Here is a 14,088-nt window from a genome sequence, read left to right as displayed (position 1 = left end):
ATCACCTCCTATTGAAGTTCACTGACCAGTTCTTTGGTCAGACGGTCGAAGTCCTTGTTGGCAACATGGGCATAGTACATTGCCAGGCCCCAGGACACAAAAAACTGCGACAAAGCGAACAGATAACCAAAGTTGATCCTGCCCAGGATCTGGATCTTGAACAGACCCGGGGCATAGGCCGCTCCGATAGGAAGCAGGAAGTAGTAGATCGTTGAGAAGATCCACCAGCCGAAAAGGAAGGCTGTTTTCTTGTGGTGCAGTTCGATAAACTTGGGATTTTTAGCTATCGCTGACCAGTTGTACGTTTGTTCCGCCATGAGTGTTACTCCTTTCTCTAAATATTTCTTAGATATACAGATAACCTACCAAACGACCGTTTCCGCATTCCCCCTTTCGAATCCAGTTATAGTAGTGCAACATCAGGCGGGCATCTTGACATACCCGAATTTCATGGAAAGCAATTCAGCCCCCTCCAGCATTGAAGGGATCACCTCCTGCTCAAGTCGTTCATGTACCATCCGGATGGCAGGCACCAGCATGGTCAAGGCGCCGACCACCTTGCCGCCATAATCACGAATAGCTACTGCCACGGCGCAGACCCCTTCACCAAAACCACCCACATCAATGGCAACACCTTTTTTGCGGATCTCATCCAGCTCCTGCTGCAACAGCTCCGGGTTGGGCACCACCGGGTTTTTTCGGCGCCGCCCGTTAATCCGCTCCAACAGATCAAGAGAACTGAGCGACTTGATCACCTTGCCGGCAGCATTGGTAAAAAAAGGAAAGCGGCGCCCCACCATCTCAGTCGCCTTGACCTGCTGAAACGAATCAACCACATCCAGAAAAAACACCTCATCACGATCAAGCACGGTAAAGCAGACGGCAGCCTCATGCTTGCGGGCCAGCGATTCCATTACCGGATGCACGATCCTGATCATGTTTGCATTTTTCAGGATACGCTGGGCCATGCTGAATGAGTGCAACCCCAGACTATAGGTCCCCAACTGCTCATCCCGGTCCACCAACCCCTTTTCCTCCAGGGTATCCAACAGGGACAGCACCTTCTTGCGATGCATTTTCAAGACCTTTGCCAGCTGGGGTACTGTCGTTGCCCGCTCATTGGATGCAAGGGCCTCCAGCAAGTCTATTGCCTTGACAACCACCTGTGCTGAATATGCTCCCTTATCCCGATCCATACTGTCTCCAAACGGATTAATCAAATTTTGTTCTAATTCGTTCTACAAACAGCATATACAGCCATTTAATATTATGTTCTAAAATTGTCAATAGTATTTTTTTCAAAATATCTTAATCTTATTTTATCAAATAATTACGTTATGTTAAAAAAACAAACAGACATCAAAAATGTCCCCGTGTATCGCCATTTGGCCGTTTGATACAAAAAAAATATAATGCCGTTTAAATTTTGTGATAAACAAACGTTACACTCTTGTTTTCAAGGACAACGCCGTACAAGCTCCTCGAACGACAAACCAGTGTTTAGGCAACGGGAGATCATATGTCTGACAATCTGATCAGCCAGGATTCGTTCTATTTCATTGAGGTAGATCTGCTCTGCAACCGTACGCCGATCACCTGCCTGCCACAGACCGGACTGATCGAGATGGCCGGCCTGATGCAACAGCACAACATATCCGGGGTGGTAGTGGTTGAAGATGACAAACCGGTGGGAATCGTATCTCTGCGGGACCTGCGAAATTGCGTTGCAACAAATCACCATGCCCTGGCATCACTCACCGTGCAGGACCTGATGCAAACCAACCTGATCACCATCAGACGCCATGATTACCTTTTCAAGGCAATCTTCAAGATGGCCCGTTTCAACATCCACCGTCTGGTGGTTGTAAATGACGATGGCAGCCTGGCGGGTGTCATCACCAACAGCGATCTGCTGAGGATCCAAAGCCGTTGCCCCCTGTATCTTTCGCAGGAAATCGAGGCGGCTGAAAACTTCGAACAACTGCGGGCGATCAGCACACGGCTCATTGAACTGCTACAGTTTGTGGTCAAGTCCGGGGCCGACACCCAAAGTCTGATTTCACTGATATCGCATTTTAACGATCTGATGACACTACAGGTAATCACATTACTGGAGCGGCTTGAGGCGGTCAGACTGCCCCGTTCAGCAGCCTTTCTGGTAATGGGAAGTGAGGGACGGGAAGAACAGACCCTGCGGACTGACCAGGATAACGCCATTGTCTACAGCGACGCAACCACAGCAGAAGAGCTGAAACAGATCAAACAGTTTGCCAGCCGGATTGTGGACCGTCTGGAATTTATCGGCGTTCCCCGTTGCCCGGGGGGGATCATGGCCAGCAATCGCCAATGGTGCCACAGCCTCTCCACCTGGCAACGGATAGTTACACGCTGGATCAGTACGCCAAGCCTGAAGAACATGGTTAAATTCGGCATGTTCCAGGACCTGCGGGTCATCCACGGCAATCTGTCGCTGGAGAAAAAACTGCGGGAACATATTATCACCACCAGCCACCACCATTCCCTGTTCTTCTCCTACATGGCCCATAATATTGTGCAGTTCAGCCCGCCGCTGGGGCTGTTCGGCCGGATCAAACTTGAGCAGAAAGGTGAACACCAAGGCAGTTTTGATCTGAAAAAGGGAGGGATCTTCGCCCTGACCCAGGGGGTCAGTCTGTTGGCGCTGCTACACTGCAGCATGGGAGGTACCACCTGGGACAAACTGGGCTGGTTACGACAGGACAGCCAGATTTCAGGAGATGACCTGAACAGCATTGAAGAGGCGTTCAGCCTGTTGATACGGCTGCGTCTGATGCTCCAGCTCGATGCGGTTGCAGCCGGAAAGCCACCCGGAAATCATTGCGACCCGAACCGGCTGAGCAACCGGGAGCAGGAACAGCTTCGCTCAGCCCTGAAAACCGTCAATCTGATGCTGCAGATCCTCAAGGATACCTTTCAGTTGGACCTGTTGCGGATATAATTCACTTCTTCGCCGGCTCCCCGAGTTTATCAGCCTCGGCCACCCAGCCGCCACCCATCGCCTTGTAAACCGAGATCAACGACACCAGCAGGTCATAATGGGTCTTGGTCTTGTCCAGCTTGCCGGTAAACAGTGACCGGTCGGCATCCAGGACCTGCAGATAGCTTGAGGTACCGGCCTCAAACTGCAGCCGTGCCAGACGGTCATAGTCGCTCAACGAGGCAACCTGCCGTCTCTGGGCCTCCAGCTGTTCCCTGCCCTTGGTGGTCTTGATCAGGGCATCTTCAACTTCCCTGAAGGCCGTCAGAATCGTCTGTTGGTATTGGTACAAGGCCTGCTGCTGCTGGGCCTCAGCCTGTTTGACCTGTCCGGCGGTCTGACCGAAATTGAAGAGTGGCTGAGCCAACTGGGCACCGGCAGACCAGATGCCGGCCCCTGGCACAAACAACCTGCTGATATCGCCACTGGACACCCCCAATGCCCCGGTCAGTGAAATCTTGGGAAAGTAGGCCGCCTTGGCAACGCCGATCTCGGCATTGGCGGCAATCAGGTTCTGCTCAGCCTGGATGATATCCGGACGCCGCTCCAGCAACAGCGACGGCAGACCGGCCGGGATGCCGGGCGGGATCAGTTCATCAATGGTTTTGCCCCGCGGGATCGGGCCCGGTGCACGCCCCAACAGCAGCGAGATCAGGTTTTCCTGCTGGCGCACCAGTGATTCGTAGCTGGGTATGGCCTGACGGGCAGCTTCATAGTTGGATTCAGCCTGGGCGAGTTCAAGTTGAGAAATGGTCCCGTGCTTGAAACGCAGCTGAAACAGCTTCAAGCTCTCGGCATAGGCCTTTTCCGTGTCTCTGGCTATCTCCAGCTGGCGGTCCATGCCCCGCAGGGTGATGTAGCCGCTGGCCACATTGGAGACCACCGTCATGATCACCGCCCGACGGCCAGCCTCACTGCCCACAATCTGGGCCTGAGCAGCCTCGCTGGAACGCCTGATCTTGCCCCACAGGTCAAGCTCCCAGGTGGCATTCACCGTGGCCTGGTAACTCTGGGTGGTACTGCTGCCGCTATGGGTAGCCCCAGGATTGAAACCTGCCGATATCTGCGGAAAGTATTGCGAACGGGTGGTGTCCAGTACCCCCAGATACTGATCCACCTTTGCGGTGGCACTCTTCAGGTCCAGGTTCCCTCTCACTGCGGTCTCAATCAGGTCATCCAGCACCTTGTCACCAAACAGCTTCCACCATTGGGTATTGGCCAGATCAGCGGCAGCCTTGTACTCCACATTCCACTGGTCAGGCGCCTTTACCTCAGGCCGGACATAATCAGGCCCAACACTACAGCCGCACAACAGCAGCACCATAATGACAAGAACAAAACTACGCATGGTCCTTGCCCCCTTCCTGCAGGGCCTTACTACCCTTTTTTCGGCTGAAGATACCACTGGCCGATTCCAGCAGCACAAAGAAAAGCGGCACAAAGAAGGAGGCCACCAGAGTAGAAGCCAGCATACCACCGATCACCCCGGTACCGATGGCCCGCAGGCTGTTGGCACCGGCACCGTGGGCAATGGCCATCGGCACACAGCCCAGAATAAAGGCCAGCGAGGTCATTACAATCGGACGCAGACGCAGACGAGCTGCCTCCACCGCGGCATCGACCGGTGTCATCCCCTTTTTGAGGTTTTCAGCGGCAAACTCGATGATCAGGATGGCGTTCTTGGCCGAGAGCCCCACCAGGGTCACCAGCCCCACCTGGAAATAGACGTCGTTTTCAAGCCCCCTTGACCAGGTCAACAGCAGGGCACCGCACAGGGCAAACGGCACCGACAGTACCACCCCGATCGGTAATGACCATTTTTCATACTGGGCTGCCAGGATCAGAAAGACCATCACCAGACCAAAGGCAAAGGCCAGGATGGAGGTGTTGCCGGCCTTTTTCTCCTCAAAGGCCTGGCCGGACCAAGCATAACCGTACCCCTCGGGCAGCACCTGTTTGGCCACCGCTTCCATGGCAGCAATGGCTTGACCGGAGCTGTAGCCGGGCGCCTGGCTGCCGGTAACCTTGGAAGCCGGAAAACCGTTAAAACGGAGCAGCAGGCTGGGGCCTGCCACATAGCGAATGGTGGCCATGGCAGAGAGCGGGATCATGCTGCCGCTGTTGGAGCGGACAAAGACCTGGGTCAGGTCATCCGGTTTGTCGCGATAACTGGGCTCAGACTGTTGGATCACCTGCCAGAGCCGGCCATACTGCAGGAACTGCCCAACATAGGCCGAGCCGAAGTAGGACTGCAGGGTGTTGAAAACCGTCGAGACCGGCACCCCCAGCAGTTCGGCCTGGGCCCGATCCACATCCAGATAGAGCTGCTGCTGGCTGGCCGAGAAGGTGCTGGAGACCCCGGTCAGTTCCTTGTGTTTACGGGCCTCGGCCACAAACTGTTTGGTGACCTTCTCCAGTTCCTGGGGAGAAGTGCCCCCTTTGTTCTGAATCGCGAACTCGAACCCGCCAGTGCTGCCCAGACCGGGGATGGAGGGCGGGTTGATCGGAAAGACCAGTCCCTCCCTGGTCCCCTGCAGCTTGTGCCCCAGATCCTTCAGTACGCTGAAGGCATCGCTCCCTTTCTGGTTGCGCTGCTGGTACGGCTTGAGCGCCGCAAACAGCAGACCGGCATTATCCTTGACGCTGCCGTCGATCAGGCTGTAGCCATTGATCTGGGTGATATCCCCCATGGCCTTGTTGCTCTGGATTGTTGCAACGGCCCGGTCGCAGACCGCCGTGGTCCGTTCCAGGCTGGCCGCATCCGGCAGGCTCGCCCCCACAAACAGGTAGCCCTGGTCCTCCTCCGGCACAAAGCTGCCCGGCACCAGCTTGAACAGCAGCAGCACCGCCACCAGCACCCCGGCAAACAGGGCCAAGCCGATCCCCTTGTGCAGGATCAACCAACGCACCCCAACGGCATACTGTTCGGTCAAGGCCTTGAAACGTTCCTCGAACCACCTGAAAAAACCTTTTTTCTCGCCATGAGTCGGCTGCAGAATCCTGGCTGCCAGGGCAGGCGAGAGGGTCAGTGCCACCACACCGGACAGGACCATCGAGATCGCAATGGTGACGGCAAACTGCTTGTAGAGCGTGCCGGTCATGCCTCCAAGAAAGGCCACCGGCAGGAAGACCGAGCCCAGCACCAGCACAATCGCGATCAGGGCGCCGGTCAGCTCGGACATGGCCTTCTTGGCCGCCTCCATCGGCGACATACCGTACGCGGCCATGTTGTGCTCCACGTTTTCCACCACGATAATGGCATCGTCCACCACCAGGCCGATGGCCAGGATCATGCCGAACAGGGTCAGCATATTGGTGGAAAAACCCAGAGCCAGAATCCCCATATAGGTACCTATAATGGCGATCGGCACTGCCAGAATCGGGATCAGGGTGGCCCGGAAACTCTGCAGGAACAGGAACACTACCAGCACCACCAACACCACCGCCTCGAAGAAGGTATGCACCACCTTTTCAATCGAGGCGGCCGTAAACTCACTGGTGTCCAGCACCACCTTGTAGTCCAGCCCCTGGGGGAAGTTCTTCTTCAGGCCGCTCAGCAGTTCGTGCACCTGACGGGAGGTCTCAATGGCATTGGCCCCCGGCTGCTGGTAGACCACGATCGCCACTGATTTCCTGCCGTTCACCTTGGTGGTGACCGAGTAGTCCTTGCCCCCCAACTCGGCCCTGGCCACATCCTTCAGCCGCACCAGGGCGGAACCTTCCGAGGCGGCCCGGATAATGATGTTCTCAAACTCGGCCGGTTCGCTCAGCATCCCCTTGGTGGTCACCACAAAGGTCTGCTGGGTCCCCTTGGGCGCAGGGGATTGGCCGATGGAGCCGATCCCGAAGGCCTTGTTCTGCTGCTGGATGGCGTCGGACACATCCTGGGCCGTCAGCCCCAATTGCGCCAGACGGTCAGGCTTGAGCCAGATCCGCATGGCCACGTCCGGCAACGGAAACATGGATGAAAGGTTGGCACCGGGAATCCGCTTGATGGCATCCAGGATATACAGGTTGGCGTAGTTGCCCAGGTAGACCGGATCGTAGCGATCATCGGGAGAATAGACGCTGATCACCATCATGAACGACTGGGAACGCTTCTGGACCGTGACCCCCTGTTGACTGACCACATCCGGCAACAGGGAGGCAGCCTGGCTGACCCGGTTCTGCACGTTGACCTGGGCCATGTCGGGATCGGTGCCGGGCTCAAAGGAGATGGTCAGCGACATGTTACCTGAAGAAGAGCTGGTGGAGGCCATATAGGTCATGCCATCCACGCCGTTGACCTGCTGTTCGATCGGCGCTGCCACCGTGTTGGCCACCACCTCGGCCGTGGCACCGGGGTAGAAGGCCGAGACCTGCACCGTGGGCGGGGCGATATTGGGATACTGGGCCACCGGGGTCACCTTGAGCGCCACCAGCCCCCCCAGGGTGATCAGAATGGCGATCACAGCAGCAAAGACCGGCCGGTCGATAAAGTAGCTGCCCATACCGCCCCCTACCTGGCGGCCTGAGCCACAGGACCGGCCTGCTGCGGCTCATCCGCGGCCACTACCTTGACCGGCGCCCCAGGCGCCAGCCGCATGAAACCGTCCACCACCACCCGCTCGCCAGGCCGCAGCCCCTGGGTGATGATCCAGTCATTGCCGAGCCAGTCCCCCACCGTGACCGGACGCAGCTCAGCCTGCTGCTTGTCGTTCACCACGTACAGCACGTTGCCGTTACCGCTCTGCTGCACCGCCCGCTGCGGCACCACCAGGGCATTGGGGCGACTGGCCCCCTTCAGCCAGACCTTGACGTACATGCCGGGACGCAACCCCCCCTTGGGGTTGGCGATCTCTGCCCGCACCAGGTAGGTGCCGGTATCCTTGCTGTAAGAGGGATCGGCAAAGTTGACCACCCCGGTCTGGGGATAGCGGCTGCCGTCTGACAGCTCCAGCTCGGTGGTGAAGCGGCCATCCTTGGGCCGGATCAACTGACCGCTTTCCACCTGCTGGCGCACGGTGGCCTGCTGATTCTGCGAAATACTGAAATCGACCCAGACCGGATCGAGCTTGGCAACGTAGGTCAGCTTGGCCGAACTGCTACCGGCCGAGATGTAAGCTCCCTCCCGCATCAGGGCCTGGCCGGACACCCCGCTGATCGGCGAGGTGATGGTGGTGTAGCCCACATCCAGCAGGGCCTTGGCATAGTTGGCCTGGGCCTGTTGCAGGCCTGCCTCGGCCCCTTTGAAGTTGCCGATGGCATTGTCCAGATCGCTCTTGCTGGCAGCGTTCTGCTCCGCCAGCGGCCTGACCCGCTCCAGGTTGGCCTTGGCAGTGAAAAGCTGGGATTTGCGCGTATCTACCTCGGCCTTGGCCGCATCGGCGGCAGCCACAAACGGCTTCTTGTCGATCTGGAACAGCACCTGCCCATGCTTGACCGGTCCACCTTCCTGGTAGCTGATCTTTTCCAGGAATCCGCTCACCCGCGCCATGATATCCACCTGATGGGAACTCTGGACCTGCCCCACAAACGGAAAGACAGCCGGCACTGTGCGGGGCTGCACCGTTACCACCACCACCTCGGCCGGCAGCTGGGCAGATTTGGCCGGTTCCTGTCTGTTACAGCCGGCCAGAGCAGCCAGCATACCGAGTGCAATCATGCCTAACGCAGACAAACAATTATTTTTAAAGCAGTTACAAGAGCCTAAGAGCGCAGATAGCATCGGCAACCTCACACAGCTGTTTTGATCTATTTCATGTCTACCTGAGGTACCATACATCAAGGCATTGTCAAGGAATGGCGCCACACCTATACTGCTGTTTAGGATGACACATAGGCAAATGCAATACAGATGTATTCCTTGATAGCAGTACTCCCCCGCACCACCAAGCCAGTCCAGCTTTATGTTGACAAACCGGCGATTATGCCAGGGTTGCTGCATCCAACGTTGCGGGCTCTCGTTACACTGCGTCCGGGTCGCTCAAAGCGCCAAGCCTGACCACTGGGGCTTGACGCCCAGCCGTTGCTATGGTATTGAGCAAACCTTAAAAATTCAACGAGTTACAAAACAAATTAGTTGACAAAACAAAAATGCAGTTTCGTTTAGCCAAACAAACCTATAAGAGGTAACCCATGTCCCAAGCCATAACCAAGCCGATTGGCGCCATGCTGGATGAGATTGCAGCGCGCTTTCCCGATAATGACGCCCTGGTCTACCCGGAACGCGGACTGCGTTATTCCTACAAACAGTTTAACGAAATCTGCCGCCAGGTGGCCAAAGGACTATTGAAACTGGGAATCAAGAAGGGGGATCACGTCTCCATCTGGGCCTACAACGTACCGGAGTGGGTGATCCTGCAGTTTGCCACCCCCAAGATCGGTGCGGTGCTGGTAACGGTCAATACCGCCTATAAATCATCAGAGTTGGAGTACGTACTAAACCAGTCCGATTCCACCACCCTGTTCATGGTCAAGTCATTCAAGGATACCGACTATGTCAAGACCCTGGCCGAGGTGGTCCCCTCCATCCACGATTCCGAACCGGGCAAACTGCACCATGAGAAGCTGCCGTTCCTTAAGACCGTGGTCTTTATCGGCGAAGAAACGCCGGCCGGCATGCTGAATTTCGAGCGGATCATCGAGCTGGGCAAGGATGTTTCCGACGAAGAGCTGGCAGCGGTTGAGGCGACCATCGATATCCACGACACCATCAACATGCAGTACACCTCCGGCACCACCGGCTTCCCCAAAGGGGTAATGCTGACCCACTACAACCTGGCCAACAACGGTTTCCAGATCGGTGAATGCATGAAGTTCACCGACAAAGACCGGCTTTGCATTCCGGTACCGTTTTTCCACTGCTTTGGTTGTGTGCTGGCCACCATGGTCTGTGTCACCCACGGTTCTGCCATGGTACCGGTGGAGATATTTGATCCGCTCAAGGTGCTGCAGACCATTGAGGCTGAAAAATGTACTGCGGTGCATGGCGTCCCCACCATGTTTATTGCCGAGCTGGAACATCCTGAATTTTCAAAATTCAATCTCTCCAGCCTGCGCACCGGCATCATGGCCGGTTCGGTCTGCCCGATCGAGGTCATGAAACGGGCAGTGCGGGATATGAACCTGACTGAAATCACCAGTGTCTACGGTCAGACCGAGTCGTCCCCCGGCATCACCCAGACCCGCACAGAGGATGCGATTGAACTGCGGGTCTCCACCGTGGGACGGGCTCTCCCGGGTGCCGAGGTCAAGATTGTCGATATCGAAACCGGTGCCACCCTGCCGCCGGGCAAACAGGGTGAGCTCTGCGCCCGTGGCTATATGGTCATGAAGGGCTACTACAAGATGCCGGAAGAGACTGCCAAGGTGATTGACGCCGATAACTGGCTGCACACCGGCGACCTGGCGATCATGGATGAAAACGGCTACTGCAAGATCACCGGCCGGATAAAACAGATGATCATCCGGGGCGGCGAGAACATCTATCCCAAAGAGATCGAGGAGTTCCTTTACACCCACCCAAAGATCTCCGATGTCCAGATCTACGGCGTGCCGGACAAAAAGTACGGTGAACAGGTCATGGCAGCGGTAATCCTGAAAAAGGGGCTGGAAATGACCGAGGAAGAGGTCAAGGAGTTCTGTCGCGGCAAGATTGCCAACTATAAGGTACCAAAATACGTCAAGTTTGTGGAGGGCTACCCGATGACCGCCAGCGGCAAGATCCAGAAGTTCAAGCTGCGGGAGATGGCGATCAAGGAACTGCATTTGGAAGAAGACGTCGCAGCAGCTTCCTGATATCACCAGCATGTACACGCTTACAGGACCGGCAGGGAGTAATCCCTGCCGTTTTTTTTACAGCTTCTTCCACCACACAAGCCGGACAAAGGCCAGCCCGAAGCAGCCCAGGGACAACCAGCCAGCCATCGGATGCGAAAATCCCCGCAGGTAGAAGGCCAGCGCCACCAGCAGGCCGATCCAGGTCATCTGTTGCAGCCAAAGCCGGGCAGGACGCAGCAGGGCGCGGCGGTCCTCCTCAGCCAGATGCACCACCAGATCGCCCTGTTGCAGGGCATCCACCAGATGGCGGGCCTTGACCAGGGTTAGCGGCAGCTGAGCCAACTCATGGATCACAATCCCCGCAAGGCTGTCCCGCTCTCCCAGGGCTCGGGTCAGATTGGCCCTGAGTACCGGCAGCACATCCTTAATACCGTTGTAGTTCTCGATGTAACTGGTGCCCAACCCCTCGATGATCGAGCTGGCACGCATGACATAGATGATCTCCTGGGGCAGCTTGAACGGGTACTCCTTGAGGGCATCCATGACCCCGAAGGCCAGCTCCTGCATGCTGGAGGCACTGAGCTGATCATTATCAAAGATCCGGAAGATCTCTTCAGCCAGACCGGTCAGCTCGTCCTGAGGCGCACTGTCGGTGATGATCCCCAGCTTGCGGGTGGCCTGCACCAATAGCTCAAAATCCCGCTCATAGGCTGCCTTGACCGTGTTGATCATGGCCAGCCGGGTGGCGTTGGGAATCCGGCTGACCATGCCGAAATCCAGCAGCACCAGTTCACCAGTGGTGGTTACCAGCAGATTGCCGGGGTGGGGATCGGCATGGAAGAATCCTTTCACCAGCATCTGCTCGGTGTAGAACAGCACCAGCTTCTCCATCAGCTTGCCGAAAGAAACCCGGAGCGTAGCCAGCCCTTCCCGATCATCAAAACGGATCCCCTCTTCAAAGCTCATCACCAGGGCATCGTGGGAGCTGAACTGCGGATAGGGAAGCGGCATGCGGATACCGGAGTCGGGGTAGGCCTGACGGAACCGTTCCAGGTTGGACAGTTCAGCCTGCATATCCACTTCCTGCAGGATGGTGCGGCGAAAGGCGATCAGCACCGCCTCAATGGAGTTACGGGTATATTCGGAGAACAGCGGATGCAGGATCGCCAGAAACCAGCCCAAGAGGCGGATATCCTCCCGCACCACCCGCTCGATCCGGTTACGGCGCAGTTTGACCGCCACCTGTTCACCACTTTGCAGCACTGCCCGGTGCACCTGGCCGATGGAGGCACAGGCCAGCGGGCTCTGTTCAAACCCGCGAAAGCAGGCCCCGGCACGGAAAGCCCGCTCAAAGACCTGTTGAAAGTCGGTCTCTGACATCGGAGGCAACTGATCATGCAGATGGCGTAACGGTTCCAGGTAGCTGCTGTCAAAAAAGTCCGCCCGGGTGGCCAGCACCTGGGCCAATTTGATAAAGCTGGCCCCCAGCTGTTCTATGGCCGCAACCAGCTGCAGCGGTGCCAACGGCCGTATCCCCAGCCAGCCGGCCCGCTTACGGATCAACAGGAAGACGGTCAGCAGCACCCTGAAGACCCGGTAGACCCGCAACGGGTGGTACAGCCTGATGAGGAGAGAGATCGGTGTCACCGGTTTACGGCTGTCCCTGACGCTGTTTTGCCAGTTCCTCCCGCAGGGCTTCCAGATCGGCCTTGGTGGCAAGACCAAGTTCGTCGATTGCCTCCTTCAGCAACGTTTTAATACTGCCTTTGATCTGTTCCCGCTCTTCGCTGCCTTTAGCCACGGCCTGGTCAAAGAACTCACGGGCCTTGCGTTCGTTTTCTTCTTTCAGTCCCTTGGCCGATTCCCCGGCCTGTTCAAGCTTTTCCTTGGCCATCAAGGCACTGCCAAGACCAAAATAGAATAACTGTTCCAGTTTCTCTTTCATGGTTTACTCCCCTTTCATGTTGCGGTTCGGGTGGCCAATAGGCTGTGTACAACATACAACGAATCGCAGCTGTATTCATAGTATTCATCACGACAGCCCGTTTCACTACTCAGCCTGTTTTCACCACTTGCAACATTCCTAAAACCATTTACACTGTCTTCTTTCGTTGTACATCAAAGACCCCCCGTAAGGAGGCACTGACATGGCACTATGGGACAAATTAAAAGCCGAACTGATTGATATTGTCCAATGGCTGGACGATACCAATGACACCCTGATTTACCGTTTTCCGCGCTATAATAACGAGATAAAGAACGGTGCCAAGCTGGTGGTCCGTGAAGGACAGGCAGCGGTCTTCATCAACGAAGGCCAGATTGCCGATGTCTTCAAACCGGGCACCTACGACCTGACCACCCAGAACCTGCCGATCCTGGCCACCCTCAAGGGCTGGAAGTACGGCTTTGAATCCCCCTTCAAGGCCGAGGTCTACTTTGTCTCAACCCGTCAGTTCACCAATCTCAAGTGGGGCACACCCGGCCCCTGCACCATGCGCGACCCTGAGTTCGGCGCGGTGCGGGTAACGGCCTTCGGCATCTATTCGATCAAGATCAAGGATCCGGCTGTATTCATTCGTGAGATCGCAGGAACCGATGGAGAATTCAGCACGGACGAAATTCAGGACAACCTGAAGGGCAAGATCGGCATGCGGATCAAAGAGGTGATGCCGGAGCTGCAGATTCCGGTCATTGACCTTGAGAGCAAGGTCTTTACCATGGGTGAGATGCTGAAGGAACGGATCGCACCGGCCTTTGAAGGGTTGGGGATCGCCCTGACCGAGGTGCAGGTGCAGGACGTGGGTCTGCCTGAAGAGGTGGAGCGGGCGATTGACAAGGCCGGTGCCATGCGGGCCATCGGTAACATGCAGATGTATACCCAGTACGAGACCGCCAACTCCATCAATGATGCCGCCAACAACCCCGGCGGGCTGGCTGCGGCCGGCGTGGGGATCGGCATGGGGTTTGGCATGGGCGGTCAGATGGGCAATGCCATGGGGGGTGCCTTTACCAATATGGTGCAGCAGCCCGGCATCACACCGGGATTCTCCGGTACCGGCCAACCGGCACCTCAGCCGCCACCAATGCCGGGGCCACCGCCTCTGCCCCAACTTAATCTGTATGTGGCCCTGAACGGGCAGCAGGCAGGGCCTTTTGAGGCACCGGCTCTGCAACAGATGGTTATGGCCGGTCAGCTGACCCGTGAAACCCTGGTCTGGAAACAGGGCATGGCAAGCTGGGCAGCAGCCGGCACCCTGTCTGAACTGGCCCAGGTCTTTGGTGCAGTCCCCCCCCCCATGCCTCCAGCGTAA

10 protein-coding genes are annotated in these 14,088 nt (G+C 56.8%); 3 read left to right on the top strand and 7 right to left on the bottom strand.

Annotated elements, in window-relative coordinates; genetic code table 11:
* Nucleotides 1–8: 8 nt before the first annotated feature.
* Both FY034_RS05960 and FY034_RS05955 read right to left on the bottom strand, forming a co-directional pair.
* Nucleotides 9–317: a DUF485 domain-containing protein gene (locus FY034_RS05960; RefSeq protein WP_265554443.1), complete on the bottom strand. Its 309-nt coding sequence runs from the start codon at nucleotides 315–317 to the stop codon at nucleotides 9–11.
* 102 nt (nucleotides 318–419) lie between these two features.
* Complete coding sequence (locus FY034_RS05955) at nucleotides 420–1,196, bottom strand: IclR family transcriptional regulator (RefSeq protein ID WP_265554442.1); 777 nt, start codon at nucleotides 1,194–1,196, stop codon at nucleotides 420–422.
* Between the two features lie 323 nt (nucleotides 1,197–1,519).
* Here FY034_RS05955 and FY034_RS05950 point away from each other — a divergent pair, with 323 nt between their 5' ends.
* On the top strand, nucleotides 1,520–2,977 hold the full coding sequence (locus FY034_RS05950) for a DUF294 nucleotidyltransferase-like domain-containing protein (RefSeq protein WP_265554441.1): 1,458 nt from the start codon (nucleotides 1,520–1,522) through the stop codon (nucleotides 2,975–2,977).
* A 1-nt stretch (nucleotide 2,978) separates the two neighbouring features.
* On the opposite strand, the gene FY034_RS05945 is transcribed toward FY034_RS05950, so the two are convergent.
* From FY034_RS05945 to FY034_RS05935, 3 genes are read right to left on the bottom strand one after another with little or no spacing between them, the layout of a single operon-like run.
* Nucleotides 2,979–4,364 (bottom strand): efflux transporter outer membrane subunit, encoded by a 1,386-nt coding sequence (locus tag FY034_RS05945; RefSeq protein WP_265554440.1) that lies wholly within the window; start codon nucleotides 4,362–4,364, stop codon nucleotides 2,979–2,981.
* Nucleotides 4,357–7,506, bottom strand: coding sequence for an efflux RND transporter permease subunit (locus FY034_RS05940; RefSeq protein WP_265554439.1), 3,150 nt, complete (start codon nucleotides 7,504–7,506; stop codon nucleotides 4,357–4,359). The genes FY034_RS05945 and FY034_RS05940 overlap by 8 nt, the downstream gene beginning before the upstream one ends.
* An 8-nt stretch (nucleotides 7,507–7,514) precedes the next feature.
* Complete coding sequence (locus FY034_RS05935; protein WP_265554438.1) at nucleotides 7,515–8,660, bottom strand: efflux RND transporter periplasmic adaptor subunit; 1,146 nt, start codon at nucleotides 8,658–8,660, stop codon at nucleotides 7,515–7,517.
* Nucleotides 8,661–9,133: 473 nt separating this feature from the next.
* Between FY034_RS05935 and FY034_RS05930 the strand changes: the two genes are divergently transcribed.
* A complete protein-coding gene (locus FY034_RS05930) occupies nucleotides 9,134–10,795 on the top strand; it encodes an AMP-binding protein (RefSeq protein WP_265554437.1) in 1,662 nt (553 codons plus the stop codon).
* Between the two features lie 57 nt (nucleotides 10,796–10,852).
* Here FY034_RS05930 and FY034_RS05925 read toward each other — a convergent pair whose 3' ends face one another.
* Together FY034_RS05925 and FY034_RS05920 are read right to left on the bottom strand one after the other, a co-directional pair.
* On the bottom strand, nucleotides 10,853–12,424 hold the full coding sequence (locus tag FY034_RS05925; RefSeq protein ID WP_265554436.1) for an ABC1 kinase family protein: 1,572 nt from the start codon (nucleotides 12,422–12,424) through the stop codon (nucleotides 10,853–10,855).
* Between the two features lie 4 nt (nucleotides 12,425–12,428).
* The gene (locus FY034_RS05920; protein ID WP_265554435.1) at nucleotides 12,429–12,722 is read right to left on the bottom strand and encodes a hypothetical protein; all 294 of its coding nucleotides are present in this window, start codon (nucleotides 12,720–12,722) and stop codon (nucleotides 12,429–12,431) included.
* Nucleotides 12,723–12,924: 202 nt separating this feature from the next.
* Here FY034_RS05920 and FY034_RS05915 point away from each other — a divergent pair, with 202 nt between their 5' ends.
* The gene (locus FY034_RS05915) at nucleotides 12,925–14,088 is read left to right on the top strand and encodes an SPFH domain-containing protein (protein ID WP_265554434.1); all 1,164 of its coding nucleotides are present in this window, start codon (nucleotides 12,925–12,927) and stop codon (nucleotides 14,086–14,088) included.

It is taken from the genome of Trichlorobacter lovleyi (assembly GCF_015239775.1).
In the GTDB taxonomy this organism is placed as follows: Bacteria; Desulfobacterota; Desulfuromonadia; order Geobacterales; family Pseudopelobacteraceae; genus Trichlorobacter; species Trichlorobacter lovleyi_B.
The sequence above is the reverse complement of the archived record's forward strand: the minus strand, read 5'-3'. Positions and strand labels throughout refer to the sequence as shown.